The sequence below is a fragment of the Streptomyces silvae genome, assembly GCF_016745505.1.
In the GTDB taxonomy this organism is placed as follows: Bacteria; Actinomycetota; Actinomycetes; order Streptomycetales; family Streptomycetaceae; genus Streptomyces; species Streptomyces silvae.
The window spans coordinates 54066-78172 of the sequence record NZ_JAERUC010000080.1 but is presented as its reverse complement, the minus strand read 5'-3'; the positions used below and the strand labels follow the sequence as shown (position 1 = coordinate 78172).

19 protein-coding genes are annotated in these 24107 nt (G+C 72.6%); 12 read left to right on the top strand and 7 right to left on the bottom strand.

What is annotated here, in order from left to right:
- Positions 1–45 precede the first annotated feature (45 nt).
- The 4 genes from JKV81_RS10945 to JKV81_RS36790 all read right to left on the bottom strand — a co-directional run bounded on the left by JKV81_RS10945 (position 46) and on the right by JKV81_RS36790 (position 3250).
- A complete protein-coding gene (locus JKV81_RS10945; protein ID WP_129261327.1) occupies positions 46–894 on the bottom strand; it encodes an ABC transporter ATP-binding protein in 849 nt (282 codons plus the stop codon).
- On the bottom strand, positions 878–1930 hold the full coding sequence (locus tag JKV81_RS10940; RefSeq protein ID WP_129261325.1) for a taurine ABC transporter substrate-binding protein: 1053 nt from the start codon (positions 1928–1930) through the stop codon (positions 878–880). The genes JKV81_RS10945 and JKV81_RS10940 overlap by 17 nt, the downstream gene beginning before the upstream one ends.
- 95 nt (positions 1931–2025) lie before the next feature.
- Positions 2026–2907 carry an ABC transporter permease gene (locus tag JKV81_RS10935; protein ID WP_202075571.1) on the bottom strand — a complete coding sequence of 294 codons (882 nt, stop codon included), beginning with the start codon at positions 2905–2907 and terminating at the stop codon, positions 2026–2028.
- A 271-nt stretch (positions 2908–3178) separates the two neighbouring features.
- Entirely contained in the window at positions 3179–3250 is a 72-nt protein-coding gene (locus JKV81_RS36790; protein WP_355682468.1) for a putative leader peptide, read from the bottom strand.
- Positions 3251–3479: 229 nt separating this feature from the next.
- On the opposite strand from JKV81_RS36790, the gene rpe reads away from it, so the two are divergent.
- Together rpe and JKV81_RS10925 are read left to right on the top strand one after the other, a co-directional pair.
- Entirely contained in the window at positions 3480–4163 is a 684-nt protein-coding gene (rpe, locus tag JKV81_RS10930; protein ID WP_014157399.1) for a ribulose-phosphate 3-epimerase, read from the top strand.
- A gap of 133 nt (positions 4164–4296) precedes the next feature.
- Positions 4297–5289, top strand: coding sequence for a sugar-binding transcriptional regulator (locus JKV81_RS10925; protein ID WP_443067275.1), 993 nt, complete (start codon positions 4297–4299; stop codon positions 5287–5289).
- A 51-nt stretch (positions 5290–5340) separates the two neighbouring features.
- Here the strand turns inward: JKV81_RS10925 and JKV81_RS10920 are convergent, their stop codons facing one another.
- Positions 5341–6393 carry a terpene synthase family protein gene (locus JKV81_RS10920; protein ID WP_202075569.1) on the bottom strand — a complete coding sequence of 351 codons (1053 nt, stop codon included), beginning with the start codon at positions 6391–6393 and terminating at the stop codon, positions 5341–5343.
- Between the two features lie 294 nt (positions 6394–6687).
- Here JKV81_RS10920 and JKV81_RS10915 point away from each other — a divergent pair, with 294 nt between their 5' ends.
- The 5 genes from JKV81_RS10915 to JKV81_RS10895 all read left to right on the top strand — a co-directional run bounded on the left by JKV81_RS10915 (position 6688) and on the right by JKV81_RS10895 (position 13247).
- A complete protein-coding gene (locus tag JKV81_RS10915) occupies positions 6688–8154 on the top strand; it encodes a GuaB1 family IMP dehydrogenase-related protein (protein WP_124279764.1) in 1467 nt (488 codons plus the stop codon).
- A 205-nt stretch (positions 8155–8359) separates the two neighbouring features.
- Positions 8360–9820 carry an aldehyde dehydrogenase family protein gene (locus JKV81_RS10910; RefSeq protein ID WP_202075564.1) on the top strand — a complete coding sequence of 487 codons (1461 nt, stop codon included), beginning with the start codon at positions 8360–8362 and terminating at the stop codon, positions 9818–9820.
- 124 nt (positions 9821–9944) lie between these two features.
- Complete coding sequence (locus JKV81_RS10905) at positions 9945–10403, top strand: Lrp/AsnC family transcriptional regulator (RefSeq protein ID WP_099176893.1); 459 nt, start codon at positions 9945–9947, stop codon at positions 10401–10403.
- A gap of 301 nt (positions 10404–10704) precedes the next feature.
- A complete protein-coding gene (locus JKV81_RS10900) occupies positions 10705–11502 on the top strand; it encodes a carbon-nitrogen hydrolase family protein (protein ID WP_129261317.1) in 798 nt (265 codons plus the stop codon).
- A 53-nt stretch (positions 11503–11555) separates the two neighbouring features.
- Positions 11556–13247 (top strand): flavin monoamine oxidase family protein, encoded by a 1692-nt coding sequence (locus JKV81_RS10895; protein ID WP_129261315.1) that lies wholly within the window; start codon positions 11556–11558, stop codon positions 13245–13247.
- A gap of 37 nt (positions 13248–13284) precedes the next feature.
- Here the strand turns inward: JKV81_RS10895 and JKV81_RS10890 are convergent, their stop codons facing one another.
- Positions 13285–13998: a DUF5995 family protein gene (locus tag JKV81_RS10890; RefSeq protein WP_202075563.1), complete on the bottom strand. Its 714-nt coding sequence runs from the start codon at positions 13996–13998 to the stop codon at positions 13285–13287.
- 97 nt (positions 13999–14095) lie between these two features.
- Between JKV81_RS10890 and JKV81_RS10885 the strand changes: the two genes are divergently transcribed.
- Positions 14096–15286, top strand: a complete 1191-nt coding sequence (locus JKV81_RS10885; RefSeq protein ID WP_241748415.1) for a glycoside hydrolase family 6 protein — start codon at positions 14096–14098, stop codon at positions 15284–15286.
- Positions 15287–15467: 181 nt separating this feature from the next.
- Here the strand turns inward: JKV81_RS10885 and JKV81_RS10880 are convergent, their stop codons facing one another.
- Positions 15468–16796 (bottom strand): COG1470 family protein, encoded by a 1329-nt coding sequence (locus tag JKV81_RS10880; RefSeq protein WP_307820517.1) that lies wholly within the window; start codon positions 16794–16796, stop codon positions 15468–15470.
- 202 nt (positions 16797–16998) lie between these two features.
- Here JKV81_RS10880 and JKV81_RS10875 point away from each other — a divergent pair, with 202 nt between their 5' ends.
- The 4 genes from JKV81_RS10875 (at position 16999) to JKV81_RS10860 (ending at position 23879) form a co-directional block, all read left to right on the top strand.
- Entirely contained in the window at positions 16999–17721 is a 723-nt protein-coding gene (locus JKV81_RS10875; protein ID WP_236056242.1) for a helix-turn-helix transcriptional regulator, read from the top strand.
- Positions 17722–17914: 193 nt separating this feature from the next.
- Complete coding sequence (locus JKV81_RS10870) at positions 17915–21055, top strand: hypothetical protein (RefSeq protein ID WP_236056238.1); 3141 nt, start codon at positions 17915–17917, stop codon at positions 21053–21055.
- Positions 21052–21762, top strand: a complete 711-nt coding sequence (locus JKV81_RS10865) for a Pvc16 family protein (RefSeq protein ID WP_129261309.1) — start codon at positions 21052–21054, stop codon at positions 21760–21762. The genes JKV81_RS10870 and JKV81_RS10865 overlap by 4 nt, the downstream gene beginning before the upstream one ends.
- The gene (locus JKV81_RS10860) at positions 21759–23879 is read left to right on the top strand and encodes an AAA family ATPase (protein WP_202075555.1); all 2121 of its coding nucleotides are present in this window, start codon (positions 21759–21761) and stop codon (positions 23877–23879) included. The genes JKV81_RS10865 and JKV81_RS10860 overlap by 4 nt, the downstream gene beginning before the upstream one ends.
- Positions 23880–24107: the final 228 nt, after the last annotated feature.

Below are 24107 nucleotides of genomic sequence, written 5' to 3'. Positions count from 1 at the left end.
GGGGGCGTGCGGGGCCGTCCGCCAGGGACGGGCGGCCCCGTCGGCTCAGCGGGCCGCGTCGCGTACCGCCGCTCCGATCTCGGCGCGCAGTGCGGCGTACTCGGGCAGTCCCCGCAGCCCGTCCGGGTCGTCACTTCCGGTACGGGGCAAGGGGATCGGGACATCCAGAGCGACCGTACCCGGCCCCGCGCTCAGCACGACCGCGCGGGTGCCGAGGAAGACGGCCTCGTCCACGCTGTGCGTCACGAAGACCGAGGTGATCCCGGTCAGGGAGCTCACCGTCCGCAGGTCCTCCTGGAGCCGCTCCCGGGTGAGCGCGTCCAGGGCGGCGAACGGCTCGTCCAGCAGCAGCAGGTCCTTGCCGCCGGCCAGGGCCCGGGCGATGGCCACCCGCTGCTGCTGGCCCCCCGATATCTGCCAGGTCCTGCGCCCGGCGGTGCCGGCCAGTCCGACCCGCTCCAGCAACTCCTCGACGCGCGCGGGGCGTTCGGCCCGGGGGACTCCGGCGTAGCGCAGCGCCAGGGAGATGTTCTCGCCGACCGTACGCCAGGGGAACAGCCGAGGCTGCTGGAAGACGACCCCCGCCTGGCGTCCGGGCTCCGGTGTCCGGCCGTGCACGGTGACCTCGCCGGACGAGGCCTGCTCGAAGCCGGCGATCAGCCGCAGCAGTGTGCTCTTCCCGCTCCCGGACGGGCCGACGAGCACCAGGAACTCGCCGGCCGGGATGTCGAGGGACAGCGGGCCGAGAGCCGTCACGGCGTCCGCCCCCCGCCCGTAGCGGTGGGTCACCTCACGGACGGCCACGGCGGGTGTCACGGTCGCCGTGGCGGCCTCCCCGCCACCGTCCGGGGCGTCCTCCGTGGCGTCGGCCGTACGGTCACTTGGAGACGGCATCGCTGAGTCCTTCCACGTACACGGCCTTCTCCAGGTCGGAGAGTTCCGGGGCGGCCGGGATCTGCTTCTGCCCGGCCAGGAACTCCGCCGCGCTGAGCAGGTTCTGCGCCAGGTCGCCGACCTTGCCCGGGCGGCCGAGCCACTTGTCGTCCGCCTGGTCGGCCGGCTTCAGGAAGATGCCCTGCTTCAGCTGGGCGGCGGCGTCCTCGGGGCTGGTGCCGAGCTGCTTGCCGACGGCCTCCGCCGCGGCCGAGGGGTCGTCATGGATCAGGTCCAGTGCCTGTGCCTGGGCCTTGCGCCAGGCGGTGATGACCTCGGGCCGCTTCTCGATGAACGAGGTGGAGGCCACCCCCAGGTCGAGCGTGGGCTTGCCCGACGCGGCCAGTTCCCGGCTGGTCAGCAGGGTCTTGCCGGTCTTCCCGAGCTCGTCGAGGGTGGGCAGCCAGAGATAGGCGGCGTCGATGTCCCCGCGCGACCAGGCCGCGACGATGTCCTGCGGTTCGAGGTCGAGGAGGTCGACCTTCGACGGGTCCACGCCCGCCTTGTCGAGCGCGGCGAGCAGGCTGTAGTGCGAGGTGGAGCTGAAGGGCGTGGCGACCTTGTGGCCCGCGAGATCCTTGACGTCCTTGATGCCGGACCCGTTACGGGCGACGAGCGCCTCGTTGTCACCGGCGACGTCCAGCACCCAGGTGACCTTGTACGGGATGTTCAGCGGCTCCGACAGACCGCGCGCCACCGGACTGGAGCCGATCGCGGCCAGATCGACCGCGCCCGAGACGAAGGCGGTGTTGACGGTCGCGCCGGAGTCGAACTTGATCCACTTGATCGTGTACTCCGGCAGGGCCTTCTCCAGCAGGCCCTTCTCCTTCACGATCAGGTCGCCGCTGGGGAAGGCCTGGTAGCCGATCCGGATCGTCTTGCCGCCGCCCTGGTCGTCGCCGCCCCCGCCGCCGGTCCCGCAGGCGGTGACGACGACGAGCGCTCCCAGAGCCGCGACGAGCGTGGAGGTGCGGCGCAGACCGCGTGTTCCGGGCATGGGGTGGTCCTTCGTTCGTGGGTCGGAGGGGGAAGCGTCGGGGAGGGGAGCGGGGGGCGAGGAGGACGGGACGGTGGGTACGGGGCGGGCAGGGGTCACGACAGCCCGCGCCAGGGCGCGAGCCGGTTCTCGGCTCCCCGCAGCAGGGCGTCGATCAGCAGGCCGGAGACGCCGATCGCGAAGAGCCCGAGGACGACCACGTCGGACTGGTTGTAGCGCTGGGCGTCCCGGATCATCCCGCCGATGCCGGGCAGCCCGTTGACGGTCTCCGCCGCGACCACCGAGGAGTACGCGATCCCGAACGCCAGCCGTACGCCGACGAGGATCTCCGGCAGCGCGGACGGCAGGACCACGGAGGCCACCACCTGGGAGCGGCGTGCCCCGATGGCCCGTGCGGCCTCCACCAGCGAGGCGGGCGCCGAGGCGACCGCGGAGGCGGTGGCCACGGCCACGGGCGGCATCGCGGCGATCGCCAGCAGCCAGAGTTTGGGCGCCTCGTCGATGCCGAACCAGATGATCAGCAGGCTGAAGTAGGCGAGCGGCGGCAGCGTGCGGAGGAAGGCCACCGCCGGTTCGAACACCACCCGCACCCACGGCAGGGTGCCCATCAGCACCCCGGCCACGAGCCCGGCGAGGACACCGGCGCCCGCGCCGATCGCGATCCGGCGCAGGCTGATGCCCAGATGCTCGATCAGGGTGTGGCCCTGGTAGCCGCGTACCCCGTCATGGGTGCCGGACGTCTGGACGAGCGCGTCCCAGACCGCCGACGGCGGCGGCACCAGCACCGGCGACCACAGCCGCAGGGACGTGACGAGCTGCCAGAGGGCGAGCAGCACGACCAGCGCGAGCAGCCGCAGCCCCACCCTGCGCAGCCGCGCGTTCCTCTCCGGCGAGCGGCGGGGCGGCGGGGGCGCGGGAGCGGGCTCACCGGAGAGCGCGGGGCCGGACGGCTGCTTCTCCGCGGTGGATGTGGTCATGACGGACTCCGTCGACAGGTACGCGGACACCGCGCCGCGGGCAGGGCGGACGGGTCCGGGCAGGGGAGGCGGGGCGCGGACGGGGGTCCGCGGCAACAGGGGAGGGCCGGTCCCCCGGAAGGAACGGCGTGCGCCGCACACGGACGGCAACCGTCCGGTCCGGTGCACGGACAGGGTTCCGGGGAGACCGCCGGCTCACCCGAGGGGCGGCCGGAAGGCGGGCGGACGACGCCGCACAGTTCTGGAAGCGCTCAGCGCTGCCGGGCCAGGCTCAACAGGAGCAGCTGGTCACTCGGCAGAGATCGATGCTGAGGCGCGCCGTCAGGAACTGGTCGCTGGTCACGGGGTTTTTCTAACACAGCCGCCAGGCCGGCACCAGGGGCTGTCCGCGCCCTGGTACGGACCGGGCGGTCCGACAGGAGGAGGCGGAAGCACGGCGCGGACAGGCGCGGACGGGAGCGGACAGGATCGGAGGGCTGAAAAGCCGGGAATGTACGAACCGTAATGATCCCGTGAGGCTTTGAGGCTCACCGAGGCGGGGAAGTGGCGCCCGGCATGGCAGGCTTGGGTCCATGGCCCAGATCAACCCCAGCATCCTGTCCGCCGACTTCGCCCGCCTCGCCGAGGAGGCGAAGGCCGTGGAGGGCGCCGACTGGCTCCATGTCGATGTCATGGACAACCATTTCGTGCCCAACCTGACGCTCGGCGTGCCCATCGTGGAGGCGCTGAGCAAGGCGACGGACACCCCGCTGGACTGCCACCTCATGATCGAGGACGCGGACCGCTGGGCCCCTCAGTACGTCGAGGCGGGCGCGGGCTCCGTCACCTTCCACGCGGAGGCCGCGGCGGCGCCCGTACGGCTGGCACGGGAGATCAGGGCGAAGGGCGCCCGTGCCTCCATGGCCCTCAAGCCCGCGACGCCCATCGAGCCGTACGAGGACCTGCTCCCCGAGCTCGACATGCTGCTGATCATGACGGTGGAGCCGGGCTTCGGCGGTCAGGCGTTCCTCGACATCATGCTGCCGAAGATCCGCCGTACCCGTGAGCTGATCTCCAAGCACGGCCTGGAGCTGTGGCTCCAGGTCGACGGCGGCGTCTCCGCCACCACCATCGAGCGGTGCGCCGAGGCCGGTGCGGACGTGTTCGTCGCCGGCTCCGCGGTGTACGGGGCCGAGGACCCCGCCGAGGCGGTGCGGGCGCTGCGCGCGCAGGCGGACACCGTCACGGCTTCCGCACCCTGGGCATGCGGCCACTGAACAAAGCCGAGATGAACGCGGCCCGACGGGCCTGATCAAGGATCGCCGGATCTGACAGGATGAACGGCGTATCGAGCGTGTGAACAGCAGTGAGGAGATCGCGGTGTCTGGCATCTCGGCGGGTCGGTCAGCCATGCGGATGGGACCCGCGGAGCTGGTGCAGGCGGCGGCCATGGCCCGCCGGTTCTACCTGGAGGGAAAGTCCAAGATCCAGATCGCCGAGGAGTTCGGCGTCAGCCGCTTCAAGGTGGCCCGGGTCCTGGAGACTGCCCTGGAGCGTGATCTCGTACGCATCGAGATCCGGGTACCGGCGGAGCTGGACGCGGAGCGCTCCGACGCGCTCCGGGCCCGCTACGGCCTGCGGCACGCCGTGGTCGTCGAGTCCCCGGCGGAGGAGCAGGACGACGCGGCCGATCCGGAGAACCTGGGTGAGGTGGCGGCCGAGCTGCTCGGCGAGCTGGTGAACGAGGGCGATGTGCTGGGCCTGGCCTGGGGCCGCTCCACCATCCACATGGCGGCGGCCCTCGACCGGCTGCCCCCGTGCACGGTCGTGCAGCTGACCGGCGTCTACGACGCGGGGACGGCCGAGCGCGGCTCGGTCGAGGCGGTCCGCCGCGCCGCGCAGGTGTCCGGCGGCGAAGCCCACCCGATCTACGCCCCGATGCTGCTGCCCGACCCGGCGACGGCGGCCGCGCTGCGCCACCAGACGGGCATCGCCCGCGCCTTCGAGTACTTCGACAAGGTGACGGTCGCCGCGGTCTCCATCGGTTCCTGGGAGCCCGGCATCTCCACCGTCCACGACATGCTCTCGGACGAGGAGCGCGGCCACTACGCCTCGCTCGGTGTGGCGGCGGAGATGTCCGCCCACCTCTTCGACTCCGACGGGCGCCGGGTCGGCCGGGACCTCGGCGAGCGGTGCATCACCGTGGAGGCCGACCGGCTGCGCCGCATCCCCGAGGTGGTCGCCATCGCCGGCGGGCAGCGGAAGGCGGCGGCGATCGGCGCGGTGCTCCGCTCGGGACTGGTCACCAGCCTCGTCACGGACACGGCCGCGGCGGACTACCTCCTGACGGAGTCGGCAGCCGGGCAGCGCCCCGCGCTGGAGCGGGCCGACCCCGACGACTGAGCCCCCGGGCAGGGGTGAGGCCGGGCGCCGGCCTCACCCGCACCCCCGGAGTCAGTCGCCGCCGCCCGAGCCCAGCCGTGCGTGGTCCGGGCTCACGCCGAGGACGGACTCCTCCAGATACGCCCCGGGCTCCGCGTACTGGCTGACCTCCGCGGGGTTGTAGCGGGGGGTCTGCCGCGACCAGTCCAGATTGCCGCGCATCCAGCTGCGCATCCCGTCGAGGTAGGGCACGAGCAGGCCCGCCAGCTCCGGGTACAGGGCGAGCAGCTCGGCCTCCGCCGTGAGGAACCGCTCCGTCTCCCTCGCTATCTCCACGCACACATGTTCGAGAGCCTGGTGCTTCCCGTAGCCGCGGTGGTGCCGGACCAGATGGACGAGATTGTGGATCTCGCCCAGCACCTGCTCCTTCTCGTACGAATAGACGTCGTTCGCCCAGCACACGACGTTGCAGGACGCCTCCAGCGCCGTGATGAAGTCGGCGTCGTTGTGGAGCGACTCGGGCGCGGCGATACCGGCCACGATCTCTATCAGGTCCATGCACACATGGATCGCCCCGGTGTGCCGCCGCTTGGCGATGTACGTCGCCTCCGACGGCACGACCCCGTCGGCGCGGTTCCCCGCCTCCCAGGTGGTGGCCGTCGTCAGGTAGGTCATGAGGTGCCAGGTGAAGCGGGTGCGCCAGTGCGGGGCGGCCCGCGGAACTGTACGTTCCCACAGATCGGTCAGGGCGATCAGCGCCGCGGGGGCGTCCTCGCCCGGGCGCGGGCCGGGAGCCGTGCCCTCGACCACGGCGCGCATCCGCTCCACCACGTCGCGTACGCGGTCGGGGCTGCGGCCCAGGTGCCCGTCGTCCAGCTGGTCGTCGACGAGGAAGAGCCAGACGAACCAGTCGGCGACCAGGTCGAGATCCTCGCTGCCGGCCGTCGGATAGACCATGCCCACGAACGCGCCGAAGTCGGCCTGCTCGAAGCGTGCCCTGGCCGATTCCCGGTGCACCAGACCGGTGCGCCGCGTCCAGGTGTCGAGGTGCTCACGGGTGTGACCCACGTGCGGATTGCTCCGCTGGGGGAACGGGCAGTAGATGTCGGGCAGTTCGCTCTCCACAGGCGGATCCCCATCCTCTCCGGCCAAACGCGTGACAGGTGTTCCGGGCTGGTGGGCGGCATCGCGCCTACCGCGGGGACCTGCGAATTTGAAGCTACCTGACCCTTCGTCACCCGGTCCAGGGATAGTGATCACGAAGGAGCGAATCCCGTTCGGGTAGGGTCCATGGGTAAGGCAGGTTTCCACTTGCCCGGCCCCCGGGCGGTTCCCTTGGAGGAACTGACGAACGCGGGGGTCCATTGCTGTGTCTTCGTGGAAACGACCTGCACCGTTTCGTATGAAAAAATGGGTGTTATGCGTTTTCTTGAGCCCGGCACGGGGCGCTACACGGCCTCCCCCTCGGTCCCCTACGACCTCACGTACGACGACGTCTTCATGGTCCCCGGCCGTTCGGCGGTCGGATCCCGCCAGGCCGTGGATCTCTCCTCGCCGGACGGCAGCGGCACCACCATCCCGCTCGTCGTCGCCAACATGACCGCCATCGCGGGCCGCCGGATGGCCGAGACCATCGCCCGCCGGGGCGGTCTGGTCGTGATCCCGCAGGACATCCCGATCGAGGTCGTCACCGAGGTCATCGGCTGGGTCAAGAAGCGTCATCTGGTGCTCGACACGCCGATCGTGCTGGCCCCCGGGCAGACCGTCGCGGACGCGCTCTCCCTCCTGCACAAGCGGGCCCACGGGGCCGGCGTCGTCGTCGACGCCGAGCACCGGCCGGTCGGTGTCGTCACCGACCACGACCTCACCGGGGTGGACCGCTTCACCCAGCTGTCCGAGGTCATGTCCAAGGACCTGGTCGTCCTCGACGCGGAGATCGACCCGCGCGAGGCGTTCAACACCCTCGACGGCGCCAACCGCAAGCTCGCCCCCGCGGTCGACGCGGACGGCCGGCTCGTCGGCATCCTCACCCGCAAGGCCGCGCTGCGCGCGACGCTCTACACCCCCGCGACGGACGCGGACGGCAAGCTGCGGATCGCGGCCGCCGTCGGCATCAACGGTGACGTGGCGGGCAAGGCCAAGCAGCTCCTCGACGCCGGCGTCGACACCCTCGTCGTGGACACCGCCCACGGCCACCAGGAATCCATGATCAGCGCGGTCGCCGCCGTCCGGGCGCTCGACCCGGGCGTGCCGATCGTCGCGGGCAACGTCGTGGCGGCCGAGGGCGTGCGCGACCTGATCGAGGCGGGCGCCGACATCATCAAGGTCGGCGTGGGCCCCGGCGCGATGTGCACCACCCGCATGATGACCGGCGTCGGCCGGCCGCAGTTCTCCGCCGTGCTGGAGTGCGCCGCCGAGGCGAAGAAGCACGGCAAGCACGTCTGGGCCGACGGTGGTGTCCGGCACCCGCGCGACGTCGCGATGGCGCTCGCCGCCGGCGCGTCCAACGTCATGATCGGTTCCTGGTTCGCCGGTACGTACGAGTCGCCGGGCGACCTCCAGCAGTCCGCCGACGGGCGGTACTACAAGGAGTCGTTCGGGATGGCCTCGGCGCGCGCGGTCAAGAACCGCACCTCGGAGGAGTCCGCCTACGACCGTGCCCGCAAGGCGCTGTTCGAGGAGGGCATCTCCACCTCGCGGATGTTCCTCGACCCCACCCGCCCCGGTGTGGAGGACCTGATCGACTCGATCATCGCCGGTGTCCGCTCCTCCTGCACCTACGCGGGCGCGTCCTCGCTGGAGGAGTTCGCGGAGAAGGCGATCGTCGGCGTGCAGAGCGCCGCCGGTTACGCGGAGGGCAAGCCGCTCCACGCCAGCTGGAGCTGATCCCAGGGGCCCCGGGCGGGCCTGTGACACGGGTGCCTCTTCCCGCCGTTCGTGCGGGGAGAGGCACCTTTCGCATGTGCGCCCGAGGCCATGGACGGGCGGTCCGTTTCGGGGTCGACCACTTCCGGACTCCCCTTCAACCTGATTGAAGGATAAGTAATATGAGCCGCAATCAGCTGCCCGCCCCTCTGCGGTAAGGGATTTCATGTCTTCCTTCTTCACCGACCTGGCCCAGCAGTACATCGACGGTGAGTGGAGGCCGGGGAAGGGGTCCTGGGACATCATCGACTTCAACCCGTACAGCGGGGAGAAGCTCGCCTCGGTCACCGTCGCGACGGCCGACGAGGTCGACCAGGCCTACCGCGCCGCCGAGCGGGCCCAGCCGGGCTGGGCGGACACGAACCCGTACGCCCGGCGTGCGGTGCTGGAGAAGACGCTGCGGGTCGTGGAGGAGCGCGAGGCGGAGATCGGTGAGGCGATCGTCGCGGAGCTCGGCGGCACCCGGCTGAAGGCGGGCTTCGAGCTGCACCTGGCCAAGGAGTTCCTGCGCGAGGCGGTCCAGCTCACGCTGCGGTCCACCGGGCAGATCCTGCCCTCGCCGACCGAGGGCAAGGAGAACCGCGTCTACCGGCTGCCCGTCGGCGTCGTGGGGGTCATCAGCCCCTTCAACTTCCCCTTCCTGCTGTCGCTCAAGTCGGTCGCGCCCGCGCTGGCCCTCGGCAACGCCGTGGTCCTCAAGCCGCACCAGAACACCCCGGTCTGCGGCGGCACCCTGATCGCCAAGGTGTTCGAGGAGGCGGGGCTGCCCGCCGGCCTGCTGAACGTCGTGGTCACCGACATCGCGGAGATCGGGGACGCCCTGCTGGAGCACCCCGTCCCGCAGGTCATCTCCTTCACCGGCTCGGACCGGATCGGCCGCCACGTGGCGACGGTCTGCGCGGCCAACCTCAAGCGCGCGGTGCTCGAACTGGGCGGGAACAGCGCGCTGATCGTCCTGGACGACGCCGATGTGGACTACGCCGTCGACGCGGCCGTCTTCAGCCGTTACGTCCACCAGGGCCAGGTCTGCATGGCGGCCAACCGCATCCTGGTGGACCGCGCGGTGGAGCAGGAGTTCACCGAGAAGTTCGTCGCCAAGGTCGCCTCCCTCCGCGTCGGCGACCCGGCCGACCCCGCCACCCACATCGGCCCCCTGATCAGCTCCTCGCAGGCCGACGCGGTGTCCAAGCTCGTCGACGAGACCGTGGAGGCGGGCGCCACGGCGCTGCTGCACGGCCGGGCCGACGGCAATGTGGTGAGCCCGTCCGTGCTGACCGGCCTCGCCGCCGATTCCCCCGTCCTCCAGCAGGAGATATTCGGGCCGGTCGCCCTGCTCGTCCCCTTCGACGGTGAGGACGAGGCCGTACGGATCGCCAACGACACCCCGTACGGGCTGAGCGGCGCGGTCCACACCGGGAACATCGAGCGCGGCGTACGGGTGGGGCAGCGGATCCGCACCGGAATGATCCACATCAACGACGGCACGGTCCACGACGAGCCCCTCGTCCCCTTCGGCGGCGAGAAGAACTCGGGCCTCGGGCGGCTGAACGGCGAGTCGATGCTGGAGGCGTTCACCACGCAGAAGTGGATCTCGGTCCAGCACGGCCGCTCCGAGTTCCCCTTCTGACCGGCGCTTCCCGGCGGCACGCGCGCTCCGGACGGGGCGCGCGTGTTCTACTTCGGGGGCGGCCCCAGGGTCTTGGCCCGGCCGCCCCCGAACCCTTCCGCCGCAGAGAAGTGATCCACCCGACGTGCGCCTGAACGACCTCGACGAACGCATCGTCCACGCCCTCGCCGAAGACGCCCGCCGCTCCTACGCGGACATCGGCGCCCTCATCGGCCTCTCCGCCCCCGCGGTGAAACGCAGGGTGGACCGGCTGCGCGCCGAGGGCGCCATCACGGGCTTCACCGTGCGGGTCGACCCGGCGGCGCTCGGCTGGCAGACCGAGGGGTTCATCGAGATCTACTGCAGCCGCAACACCGCCCCCGAGGCGATCAAGCGCGGCCTCTCCGCCTACCCCGAGGTCGCCTCCGCGTCCACGGTGACGGGCGAGGCCGACGCGGTCGTGCAGGTCTTCGCCGCCGACATGCGGCACTTCGAGCAGGTGCTGGAGCGGATCGCCGGCGAGCCCTACGTCGAGCGCACCAAGTCCGTCCTCGTGCTCTCCCCGCTGCTGCGGCGCTACTCCTCCTCCGGCCCGCCGGCCTGACGGCGCCCGGGCGGGCCCGCTCCAGGCACGGCGGCCTCAGGCGGTCCCGATACGAGGCCGCCCGGGGGTTTCCGGCGGTCACCGGGACATGACTGCCCGGCGGCCTCAGGCGGTCCCGGGACGAGACCGAAATCACTGCTCCGACCTGCGAAGACGTCCCGCGCAACGAATCGCCGCCCCGGCGGCTTCGCGCGCAACGGATCGACGGTGTACGCGCAACAATCGCGCCTTGTCGGCCGTGATCCCCGCCCCGTACCTTCGATACGTCTCCCCACCCCGCCCGTCCCGCCCGAGGTCAGCCATGCCGCCGTTGCGTACCGCCCTGCTCCAGAGCTCCGGACGAGCCGGTTCCGTGGACGACAACCTCGCCGCGCTCGACGCGGCCGCCGCCCGGGCCGCCGCCGCGGGCGCCCGGCTGCTGGTCTGCCCCGAGCTGTTCCTCACCGGCTACGCCATCGGGGACGCCGTCCCGGAGCTGGCCGAGCCCGCGGACGGGCCCGCCGCGCGGGCGGTCGCCGACATCTGCGTACGCCACGGTCTGGCCGTGCACTACGGCTACCCGGAGCGGGCCGGCGAGGCGGTCTTCAACGCGGCGCAGCTCATCGGCCCCGACGGGACGCCGCTCGCCAACTACCGCAAGACCCACCTCTTCGGCAGCTTCGAGGAGAAGTGGTTCACCCCCGGCGTCCGGCCGGTGGTCCAGGCCGAGCTGGACGGCGTACGGGTCGGGCTGCTGATCTGCTACGACGTCGAGTTCCCGGAGAACGTACGCGCGCACGCCCTGGCCGGCACCGAGCTGCTGCTCGTCCCGACCGCGCTGATGCACCCCTTCCCGTTCGTCGCCGAAGCCGTCGTGCCGGTCCGCGCCTTCGAGAGCCAGCTCTACATCGCGTACGTCAACAGGGCGGGCGTGGAAGGCGAGTTCGACTTCACCGGGCTGAGCTGCCTGGCCGGCCCCGACGGCACGGTCCGGGCCCGGGCCGGCCGCGGCGAGGAACTGCTCGTCGGTGAGGTCGACCCCGCCCTGCTCGCCACGTCACGCGCCGTCAACCCGTATCTCCGGGACCGCCTCCCGGGCCTGTACGGCTCCCTGGTCTGAGCACCCCCCGATCCACGCTTCCCCCGCGTTCCCCCGCAAGGAGTCCGTACCCCATGACGTCCACGGTGCCCAACGCCGTCCAGCACACCGACGCGCAGCCGCCGATCACCATGTTCGGCCCGGACTTCCCGTACGCCTACGACGACTTCCTGGCCCACCCGGCGGGCATCGGGCAGATACCGGCCACCGAACACGGCACCGAGGTCGCGGTCATCGGCGGCGGGCTCTCCGGCATCATCACCGCGTACGAACTGATGAAGATGGGCCTGAAGCCCGTCGTCTACGAGGCGGACCGGATCGGCGGGCGGCTGCGCACCGTCGGCTTCGATGGCTGCGACCCCTCGCTGACCGCCGAGATGGGCGCCATGCGCTTCCCGCCCTCCTCGACGGCGCTCCAGCACTACATCGACCTGGTGGGTCTGGAGACCAAGCCGTTCCCCAACCCCCTCTCCCCGGCGACCCCCTCGACCGTGGTCGACCTCAAGGGCGCGTCCCACTACGCGCGCACCATCGACGACCTGCCCCCGGTCTACCGCGAGGTGATGGACGCCTGGAACGCGTGCCTGGAGGAGGGCGCCGACTTCTCGGACATGAACCGCGCGATGCGCGAGCGCGACGTCCCCCGCATCCGGGAGATCTGGGCGAAGCTCGTCCAGAAGCTCGACGACCAGACGTTCTACGGCTTCCTCTGCGGCTCCGAGGCCTTCGCCTCCTTCCGGCACCGCGAGATCTTCGGGCAGGTCGGCTTCGGCACCGGCGGCTGGGACACCGACTTCCCCAACTCGATCCTGGAGATCCTCCGCGTCGTCTACACCGAGGCCGACGACCACCACCGGGGCATCGTCGGCGGCAGCCAGCAGCTTCCGCTGCGCCTGTGGGACCGCGAGCCGCAGAAGACCGTGCACTGGCCGTCGGGCACCTCGTTGTCCTCGCTGCACGACGGGCAGCCCCGCCCCGCCGTGACCCGGCTCCACCGCACCGCGGGCAACCGGATCACCGTCACCGACGCCGCGGGCGACATCCGCACCTACCGGGCGGCGGTCTTCACCGGACAGTCCTGGCTGCTGCTCTCCAAGATCGCCTGCGACGACGCGCTCTTCCCCATCGACCACTGGACGGCGATGGAGCGCACCCACTACATGGAGTCCTCCAAGCTGTTCGTGCCCGTCGACCGGCCGTTCTGGCTCGACAAGGACGAGCTCACCGGCCGGGACACGATGTCCATGACGCTCACGGACCGGATGACCCGGGGGACGTACCTCCTGGACGACGGGCCCGACAAGCCGGCCGTCATCTGTCTCTCCTACACCTGGTGCGACGACAGCCTGAAGTGGCTGCCGCTCTCCCCGAACGAGCGCATGGACGTCATGCTCAAGTCGCTCGGCGAGATCTATCCGGGCGTCGACATCCGCAAGCACATCATCGGCAACCCGGTCACCGTCTCCTGGGAGAACGAGCCGTACTTCATGGGCGCGTTCAAGGCCAACCTGCCGGGCCACTACCGCTACCAGCGCCGCCTGTTCACCCACTTCATGCAGGACCGGCTGCCCGCCGACAAGCGCGGCCTGTTCCTCGCGGGCGACGACATCTCGTGGACGGCGGGCTGGGCCGAGGGAGCCGTGCAGACCGCGCTGAACGCCGTATGGGGAGTGATGGCGCAGTTCGGCGGCGCCACCGACCCGGCGAACCCCGGCCCGGGCGACGTGTTCGACGAGATCGCGCCGGTCGAGCTCCCGGAGGGCTGAGGGAGGGGCGTTTTCTCAGAGTCTTCTCAGCGACTTCTCAGCGGCGGCACGGAGTGAGCAGGAAGCGCCCCACCAGCCCCGCCCCGGCATCCATCCGCACCCTGAACTCCTCGGCCAGGGGCGGCACTCGACGCAGCTGCCACAGCATCCGGGCAGCCGTCCACGACGCCTCACGGGCCCGCTCCAGGCTCCAGGAACCCGCGAGGTGGACGAGGGGATCGGCGACCTCCAGCAGATCGGGACCGGGCATCAGATCTTCGCGGATCTGCTCCTCCAGCATCACGAGGAGATCACCCACCCGGTCGAACTCCTCCTTGAGGTCGGCCGGAGCGCAGCCGAGCGTACGGCAGGTGTCCACCACGGCCAGTGCGAGGTCGTGCCCGATGTGCGCGTTGACACCGGCCAGGGCGAACTGCAGCGGACGTACGCCCGGATGGCGCCGGTACTGGAAGAGCGGGCGCCAGCACGCGGGCGGGGTGCCGCCCGACGCAGCCGTGTCGACCGCCGTCAGATAGAGCTCGGCGAACCGCACGTCCAGCGCGGACACGGCCTCGTGGTCCCGGAACACGCCGTCCGTGAGGTGCCGGGCGACGGCCTCCGTGACCGTCAGATAGACCTGGTTGAACACCGCCACGCCGTCCCCGGGCGGCCAGCCGGAGCGGAACGCGCGCATCCGCTCGATCACCGCGCCGACATCGGTCACCGTGCCGGCCAGGCCGGCCGGAGTTGCGAACTGCTCGATCCGGTCCATGCGGGCAGCGTCCCAGCCATAGGCTCGCCACGGCGCCGACCGGCCGGAGACTTCATCGGAACGGACGAACACCGGGCGCCGGGGGAGGGGACGAGGCGTGCCGGGCGTACGAGCGGGAGGCAGGACCGCGGCGAGACGGCGCAGGCGCGCCGCACGCCGTCACACCATGGCCGCGCTGGCGTCGGCCGTGGTGGCGGCCGGTGCGGCGACGGGGGTGATAGCCGCCGGAGCGCATGACGGCGGGCGCACGACCGCGCTCCCGGACACGACCGCGTCCCCGGTCCTGGAACCGCTGCCCGCCGTGCCCACCCCCACCGCGTCGCCCTCGGCCTCCGCGACGGCCGCGCCGTCCCCGAGCCCCAGCAGGACGCCGCGCAGGAGCCCGGCCCCGTCCCCGGCGCCGAAGCGGTCCTCGGCCCCCGCCGCGTCCGCCGGGCTCTACCGCCACCCGCAGTCCCAGGTCCTGGACTGGGTCGGCGCCCACCGGGACGATCCGCGCCGCCCGCTGATCGAGTCCAGGATCGCGGCGCAGCCCGCCGCCGTGTGGTTCCCCGCCCACAACCCGGGCGCCGTCACCGGCCAGGTCCGGGGCGTGACGTCCGCCGCGGCGGCCGCCGGCCGTACGCCCGTCCTCGTGCCGTACGCGATCCCCGACCGGGACTGCGGCGGGGCCTCCGAGGGAGGGGCGCCGAGCCTGGACGCGTACGACGGGTGGATCGCCGACTTCGCCGCGGGGCTCGGCAGCGGGCCGGTCATCGTCATCCTGGAACCGGACGCGATCGCCCTGTCGGACTGCCTCTCCGCCGCACAGCGGGACGCACGCTTCGCGTCCCTGGCCCGCGCCGGCCGTACCCTGCACGCCGCGAACCCACGGGCCAAGGTCTACTTCGACGGCGGACACTCCGGCTGGCACAGCGCCGCCAAGCAGGCCGCGGCGCTCCGCGAGGCGGGCGCCGCGACCAGCGGCGACGGCATCTTCACCAACGTGTCCAACTTCCACAGCACCGCCGACGAGACCGCGTACGCCCGGCGGGTGCTCGCGGCGCTCGGCGGGCCGCCCGGCCTGGGCGCCGTCATCGACACCAGCCGCAACGGCAACGGGGCACCGCAGGAGGGGGAGTGGTGCGACCCGGCGGGCCGGGCGCTCGGCAGGGCCCCGACGACGGACACCGGCCTGACCGGCATCGACGCGTACCTCTGGGTGAAGCTGCCGGGGGAGTCCGACGGCTGCAAGGGATCGGCCGGCTCGTTCACCCCGGACTACGCCTACGAGCTGGCCACCGGCTGAGCGCGGCGGGGGCCGCCACCGGATGCCCGGTCAGGGCGCCCGAAACGGCGGTTTCCGTGTGGCGTATGTGCCCGGATGCCGGTTTCCGGACCGGAGTTGGTGATTTCTGGACGCATTGACCGACCGTTCTTTACAGGGTGGTCGGCACCGATCGAAAATGATCGGAGGCTTCACGTCCGTTTCATTGCTCGGTGCGGATCAGCTCACCGCTCACGTTCAGAACCTCGTGGCATCCCTGGGCCTTGCGGCCGGTGGCCGGAGTGCCCGGCTCGGAACAGGTCACGTCGATGGTCACGGTGTCGTTCGCAGGGATCTTGATGGGGGTGACCCAGTGATAGTCCTGGTTGCGGAAGGTCTCCAGAGCGATCGTGGTGATCTTGCGGTCACCGAAGCTGATCGTCATCACGCCCTCGTCGCCCTGGAAGTTGGCGACAACGATGTCCGTCACACCGAAGACGCTCTTCTCGGGCACCTTGTACGTACCGGTCTTCGTCTGCCCGCTCGAGGTCTTCAGGTCGATGGTCGCCGAACTCTGCTGACCACCCGTGCCCGCGGTGCCGTCACCGCCCTCCCCGGGCCCCTGCCCCTGACCCGAGCCCGGGCCGGTGGGCGAAGGGCTCGCCCCGCCGGGACCGCTGCCAGGTGTCTCCCCCTCGCCGCCCTGCTCCCCGGGGGGTGTGGGGCGCAGCTGGACCACCTCGTCGGCCGCCTCCTTGGCGGCGCTGCGCACCGCCGGGCGGACCAGCGCGAACCAGGCGATCAGCAGCGCGAGCAGCGCCGCGAGCACCGCGATCAGCCACTTCGGGAAGATGGGGATCTGGACGAACTCCGCGTCCAGCACCGGCTGTACGGTGCTGTCGTCCGTCCGGGCCTCGTCCTGGTCACCGGTCTCGGCGGTGGTCAGTGTGAACGGCCACACCACCGGGGCCCCGAACCAGACGGGCTTGCCCGTCCGGACCCGCAGCCCGACCTCGGCCGACTCGCCGGGTTCGAGTTTCGGCCCGGCCGGACTGAAGGCGAACGCCAACTCCTCGCCCGCCTGGCCGGGAGTGAAGCCCGCCTGCACCGGGGTGTTGCCCTCGTTGCGCACCGCCAGCCGGTACCGGCCGCGCAGCCAGCCGCGGCGACGGCGCGGCCGCACCTCGGTGCGCAGCTCGTGGAACTCCTCGACGTGCACGGTGGTCTCGGGAACCCGTACCGCCTCGGGATGCTCGGTCGGCAGGACCCGTATCGCGAGGGGCATCTCGCCGGCCCGGATGTCCGGGGAGCGTGGCGGATCCAGACGGATCGTCACCGTCTCGGAGGTGCCGGGGTAGAGGGAGACCCGCGCGGGTTCCACGGTCGTCCAGGAAGCACAGTCCCCGACGACCTCGAGGCTGTACGCCTCGACGATGTCGCTGTCGTTGCGGACGGTCAGACCGGTCGTGGCGGTGCCGCCCGGGGTCACGGTCACGGCCGGGATGTCGAGTCCGGGCGCACCGGGACCGGAAGAGGCTGGAGAAGGCGTCACACCGCCACGGTAGGGACGCCCTCAGGGGAGCGCCGAGGGGTGCGAGGGCAACACCCGGGCAGTCGTGGTGCCCGCGGAGCCACCGCCGGCCCGCCCGTGTCCGTGGGTGGCTGATGCCACCTCCCGGACCCCGCGCGCCGCCTTCCGGTGGCCGTCGCGCCCTTGCGATCCTCCCCTACGAACATATGAACAGGTAACCCTCATGTCCTGCGCAGAGGAGAACACCCCGGCCATGCCTGCCTCCCCCACACACACGCCTGCCGCCGCCGGTTCCGGGCACCGGGTCCCACCCGCCGCAGGGCCGGAGCGGGTGACCGTGGCGGTCTACGCCGCCGATCCCATCCTGCGCGTCGGCGTCGTCCAGCAGTTACGCCAGCGCCCCGAGGTCGACCTGCTGGCCGAGGCCGACGCGGAGGACGCCCAGGTGTCGCTGGTGGTCGTGGACCACGTCGAGGACGACGTGATCGCCCTGCTGCACCGGCTCCGGCTCAACTCCGCCACCCGAGTCGGCCTCGTGGTCGGCACCCTCGGCTCCGGCGCCCTGCAACGCGTCATCGAGTGCGGCGTCCCCGCGGTGCTGCGGCGCTCCGAGGCCGACCAGAACCGGCTCGTCCACCTGGTCCTCGCGACGGCCAACGGCGAGGGGGTGCTCCCCGGCGACCTGCTCGGCAAGCTGCTCTCCCACGTCGGCAGCCTCCAGCGCTCGGCGCTGGATCCGCAGGGCCTGTCCCTGTCGACCCTGACCACACGGGAGGCGGACATGCTGCGGCTGGTGTCGGAAGGACTGGACACCGCCGAGATAGCCCGTAAGACCGCGTACTCCGAGCGGACCGTCAAGAACGTCCTCCACGAGATCATCAACCGCCTCCAACTGCGCAACCGGGCCCACGCGGTGGGCTTCGCGCTGCGGAACGGCCTCATCTGACGACGGCCGGTGCGCCGATGCTGCCCGAAAGCACACCCCACGTTTCCCCCGGGTACGGCCCCACCGCCCTGCCGTCCCGTCCACGGCCGCCGCAGGGTGGCGGGGGCACATCCACGTGCCGCACCGGACCGCGAGGGGGATCTCCATGGGAACCGCTGGCCGAGGCGGACGCTACCGCCTCGGGAGACTCGGCATGTCGTTGCTGCTGCTGACCCCGCTGCTCGGGGCGGCGGCGGCTTCCGGGAACAGCGGCGCCGGGTCCGCGCCGCGGGCCGTGGCCGAGGACACCACGGACACCCGGATCGCCTTCGCCGGCACCCGGCACCGCAGCCTCGGCACCGTGGCCACCACGACCTCCAGCACCCCGCTGTTCGGCGAGGGCCCGGCCCACCAGGACGTCCAGCCGTCCGCCCTCGGCGACCGGATGGTCTTCGCGAGCCTGCGCGACGAGGCGACCCCGCAGATCTACCTCCGGTCCGCCGACGGCTCCGTACGGCGGCTGACCGCCGGCATGGACGCCGCGCACCCCCGGCTGACCCCCGACGGCGCCTCCGTCGTGTTCGACGCGGCCGAGTCCGGCGGGCCGGGGAGCGGGACGCAGCGCGACCTGTGGCGGGTGCGCACCGACGGCACCGGTCTGACCCGGCTGACCGACACCCCCGCCGACGAGGAGAGCCCGAGCGTCTCGCCCGACGGGCAGCGGCTGGCGTACGCGAGCGACAGCGACCCGGCGGCCGGTGAGCAGATCTACGTACGGTCCCTGAACGGCGGCACCGCCACCCGCGTCACCTCCCCCGCGAACGGGACGGCGACCGAGCCGGCGTGGAACCCGGTGGACGACGACGAGAACCGTGACTGGATCGCGTACACCGCCACGACCGCCGCCGACGGGCGGAGCGTGCCCCGGTTGCGGGTGACGAACGCGAACGGAACCGGTGACGGGCCGCTGCTCGGGGGTGACCGGGCACAGTGGCGTGCCCACGGGGCAGCGTGGCTGCCCGACGGGGACCAGGTGCTGTTCCTGAGCCCCGAGATCACGTGCGAGTGCGAAGGCGACTGGGACCATGTGTTCAGGGCGACCGTCCACGACGACGTCCAGGTCCCCCCGCTCGTGCTGAACGAGGACCGGGAGGTCTCCTCGGTCACCTGGTCCGGTTCGCTCGAAGGCGGCGGCGCGGTGGTCGAGCGCACCTCGGCGCCGGCCCCCGACGAGACGCACTCCGGCGCGCACGTGGTGACGCTCCAGGACGTCCGGACGGACGGGTCCGACCCCCGCGACCTGGGGCTGCCGATTCTCGACGAGGACCCGGCCGCCGACACCAACACCGATCCCGCCAAGGACCCGCTGTTCGAGCCCGGAGCCGGGTACGACCCCTGGACCGAGCGGCAGAACTACACACCCGACGGCCGCCGGATCGTGCTCACCCGCTTCGAGGACGGCGCCCAGGGCCGGATCGAGCGGATCTGGACGGCGGACGCCGACGGAACGAACGCCCGGCCCATGCGGCTCGCGGGCCGCGGTGAGACGGACCGGGACACCGACCCGACGTTCTCCCCGGACGGCAAGTACCTCGCCTTCACCCGGACGTCCCCCGGCGTCGGAGGTCCCAGCCGGATCCTCGTCGCGGACGCGGCCACCGGTGCGATCACCGGACGGATCATCCCGCCGGCCGGGCAGCAGACGGGCGGTGACGCCCAGCCGACCTGGTCCTCCGACGGCACCACCCTCGCCTTCACCCGTAACACGGTGATCGACGGCAACGGCGGCAACAAGCACATCTGGACCGCGCCCGTCGACCGTCCGGACGAGCAGCGCGACCTGAGCGCCACGAACTGCCCCGGCGCCTGCGAGGTCATCGACGACAGCCCGGCGTTCTCGCCGGACGGCACCACCCTCGCCTTCAACCGCAAGAGCGGCGGCGGCCAGGTCGACCAGGGCGGCGGCATCCTGCTCACCTCCCTCACGGGCGACGACTGCCGGGTGCTGACGCCCGCCGCCGTCCTCGACCTGCCCGGGGCCTGCGGCCGGCAGTTGCCGGACCCCCCGGCCACCGGCCCGTTCCAGCCGCGCGACGCCGCGTGGACGGCCGACGGCGAGAGCCTGGTGATCAGCTCGCGGGCCGAGGCGGCGGTCAACAGCCCTGAGAAGCTCGGCCTGCTGGACGTCGAGTCCGGCGGCCTCACCTCGCTCACCGGCGCGCTCCCGGGCCGGCAGAAGGAGCCGAGCGTCCAGCAGTCCGTGAACCTCGCCGTCGACGCGCCCGCCACCACCCCCGAGGTCACGGCCGGCGAGGACACCACGGTCCGGATCGGCCTGGTGAACAACGGCCCCGCCGCCTCCCCGGGCACCACCCTGACCATCGCCCCGCCGCCCGGCGTACAGATCACCGGGGTGACCCACCCCGGCGGCACCTGCGACGCCGCCGCCCTCCGGTGCGACGTCGGCGTGGTGAGGCCCGGCACCACCGTCACGGTGGACGTCACCCTCACCGGACTCACCACAGGTGACCAGCCCGTCGACTGGTCGGTCGCCGGTACGGTCATCGATCCCGAGCCCAGCGACAACGCCGGCCGGACCGTGGTCCCGGTGGGCGAGGCGGAACCGACCCCCACCCCGACACCACCGCAGCCGAGCCCGGACCCGCCGGCCCCGCCCCCCACCGTGCCCGCGGAGCCGCCCGCGCCCGACGCCGGGCCCGGCGTGCGGGTCACCGCCCAGCCGAACCCGGGCTACGTCGGCGGACGCGTCGTGGTGACCTACACCGTCCGCAACGGCCGTAACGCGCTCGCGACCGGGCTGCGGCTGCGCATCGGCCTGCCCCGGGGCATCCCGGACAACGGGCGGCCGCAGGGCTGCGACAGCTCCTGGGTGTGCGCGCTGCCGGACCTGGAACCGGGCGCGAGCACCGTCGTACGCGTGGTGCTCAGCCCGGACAAGGCGCTGACCGGCCGTGTAACGGGTGAGCTCACCACGACCGGCACCGACGCCGACAGGAGCGACAACACCGCACAGCAGCGGCTGCGCATCCTCCAGCCGCGCATCGTCGCGGTGCCCGACATCGGCAAGCCCGGCTTCGTCACCTCCGTACGGGGCAAGGACTTCCCGCCGGGAGCGCCGGTGCGGTTCAGCTGGAAGCCGGGGATCACCGCGGCGGCGGCGCCGACCGTTCCACTGCCGGACGGCACTTTCATCGGCCAGCTGCTCATCCTCGCCAAGGACCAGACGGGACCGCGCGTCATCACCGCCAAGGGACGCGGGTTCTCGCCGGTGACGACCGACTTCCTGGTGGTCAGCGGCACCTTCCAGCCGCCCGGCGAGGTGAGCCGCCGGTGATCCACGAGGTCGACGAGGCCCTGCGCCGCCTGCTCGGTGAGTCCGGCCTGGAGGCGTCGGGCGTCGAGGTGGCCTTCGACGCCCCCACCCGGGACTGGGCGGCGCGCCGCAACGCCCCCACCGTCTGCGTCTTCCTCTACGACGTCCGGGAGGACGCCACCCGGCGCGGCAGCGGCGCCGGGGAGGTCTACGACGCCGAAGGGCACCTGGTGGCACGGCGCACCCCGCCGCGCTGGTTCGAGCTGACGTACCTGGTCACGGCGTGGGCAAGCCGCCCGCAGGACGAACACCGGCTGCTCTCGCAGGTGCTGGCGACCCTGACCGGCGCCGACACCCTGCCCGCCCGTCTGCTCACCGGCACGCTCGCCGACCTCGGTCTGACGGTGGGACTGGACACGGGCGGCGTCGGACTCGACGCCCCGGCCGCCGCCGACGTGTGGTCGGCGCTCGGAGGCGAGCTGAAGGCGTCCCTCCAGGTCCGGGCGCGGGCACCGCTCGCCGGTGTGACCACCGAGGCGGCGCCGCCGGTCACCGAAGGCCTCCTCGTGCGCACCGCCACCAGGAGAGAGGGCGCGCAGGCGACGCCGGGCCGCCGCCTGCGCTACACGGAGACCACCGACCCGGGCCCGGACGGCGGGCTCGCGGGCCCGCGCGAACGGGGCCCCGCACCCGCCCGTCGCCGCCGCAGAGGGGACCGCCAGCCGTGACGCACACCGTCGGACCCGGCGCCGTCGCCGGACCCGTGTCCGCCGACGTGGAACCCCTCTGGGACCGGCTCCGGCTGGTCGAGGAACGGGTGCGGCACGCCGTCGCCGCACGGCGCGCCACCGACCCCGACCCCGACGACCCGTACCGCGGCCAGTACCTCACTCCCGACGCGGTCGACCGCATCCTGGACGAGCCGGGCGGACTCGGCACACCCGGCCACGAGCCGTGGCAGCCCGCCGCCGGTTCCGTACTCGGCGGACTCGCCCGGCACTTCGGCCTGTCCCCGCTGGACCTGGACCTGCTGCTGGTGGCGCTGGCACCGGACCTCGACGCACGGTTCGAGCGGCTCTACGGCTTCCTCAACGACGACCTCACCCGCCGCCGGCCCACGGTCGGGCTCGCACTGGAACTGTGCGGGCTGCCCGGGGCGGCGTCCGCCCGCTTCCGGATCGCTCCCGGCGCGCCGCTCGTCGCGGGCGGCCTGGTGGAGATCACGGAGCCCGAACGGCCGCCGCTGTCACGCGTACTGGCCGTGCCCGACCGGGTGACCGGACACCTGCTGGGCAGCGACCGTCCCGATGCCCGGCTCGCCGGAGTGCTCGGCGTCGCGCGGGAGGACCCCACCGCGGAGGAAGCGGACGTCCTGCGGACGGCGGCCGCGGCAGGCACCGGCGTCGGGCTCGTCCATCTGCGCACCCGGGGAGGCGACGCGGCGGAGCTGGCCACCGCGGCCCTGCGCGCGGCCGGGCTGCGCCCGCTCGTCCTGGACGCGGTGGCGCTCACCCGGCGCGCGGGCGACGTACCGGAACTCGCCCGGGTCGCCGCCCTCGAAGCCCGACTCACCGGTGCCGGAGTCGTCCTCGGCCCCTTGGAGGCGCTCCCCGGCGAACCCACCGAACGCGCCCGCACACTCGGGGCGTTGTGCACGGCGCTGCGGGGGATTCCCCTGATCACGCACGGCACGGTCGGCTGGGCACCGGAGTGGGCGGCCGACACGCCCGTCGAGCTGGCCGTCGCGGCACCTTCGCCCGAACGGCAGACCGCGCGCTGGCGGCACGCTCTCGAACGGGCCGCTGCCGACACTTCAGGCGCCGCCGACTCCGGTGGAGGCTTCGGGACCGGTGACGCCGACAAGCTCGCCGAGGCGGTCGCCGCGCACCGCCTGGACTCCGGGCAGGTGCGCCGCGCCGCCGACGTGGCGGTACGCACGGCCGCCCTCGCGGGCCGCCCGGTCGGCCCCGACGACCTGCGCAGCGCCGTACGAGCCCAGAACGGCGCGGGGCTCGACCGGCTCGCCCGCCGGGTGGAGCCGGACGTCGGCTGGGACGACCTGGTGCTGCCGCCGTCCACGCACCGGCGGCTGCGCGAACTGGCGCTGCGGGCCCGCCATCGTGAGCAGGTGCTCGGGCAGTGGGGGATGCGGCCCGGCGGCGGCCGGGGGCGCGGTGTGGTCGCGCTCTTCGCCGGCGAGTCGGGCACCGGCAAGACCATGTCCGCGGAGGTCGTCGCCACCGATCTGGGCATGGACCTGTATGTGGTGGACCTGTCCACGGTCGTGGACAAGTACATCGGGGAGACCGAGAAGAACCTGGAGCGGATCTTCACCGAGGCGTCCGCGGTCAACGCGGTGCTGCTCTTCGACGAGGCCGACGCGATCTTCGGCAAGCGCTCGGCGGTGAAGGACGCGCACGACCGGCACGCCAACATCGAGTCGGCGTATCTGCTCCAGCGCATGGAGTCGTTCGACGGGATCGCGGTCCTGACCACCAATCTGCGGGCCAACCTCGACGAGGCGTTCACCCGGCGGCTCGACGTGGTGGCCGACTTCCCGGTGCCCGACCCCGGCCAGCGCCTTGCCCTGTGGGAACGCTGCCTGGGCGTCCGGCTGCCCCGCGCCGACGACCTGGACCTCACCTTCTGCGCCGACCGCTTCGAACTCGCCGGCGGCTCCATCCGCGCCTGCGCGGTCACCGCCGCCTACCTCGCGGCGGAGGCCGGCACTCCGCTCACCATGCGGCAATTGATGACGGCGGTCGCGCAGGAGTACCGCAAGCTGGGGCGGCTGGTGCTGGAGGGGGAGTTCGGGCCGTACACGGCGGAGGCGTTCGACGCCTGAGGTGCCTGCCCGCGCTGATCCACGGCGTCCGGGCGACGCAGCGGGCAAACAGGGTGTGGAGGGTGCTCGTGGTGTGTGGTCCCCGAGGGGTGTGGGCGCCGGACGCCGGCTCGCGGGCTCCACGTGAGGAATGTTCGTTTCTCGGTCTGGGAGGCCGCTGGATGCACGCGCATGACAGGAAGTCCCGTTCCGCCGCTCCGGGTGACAGGGACAGGGCGGTTCGCCCCG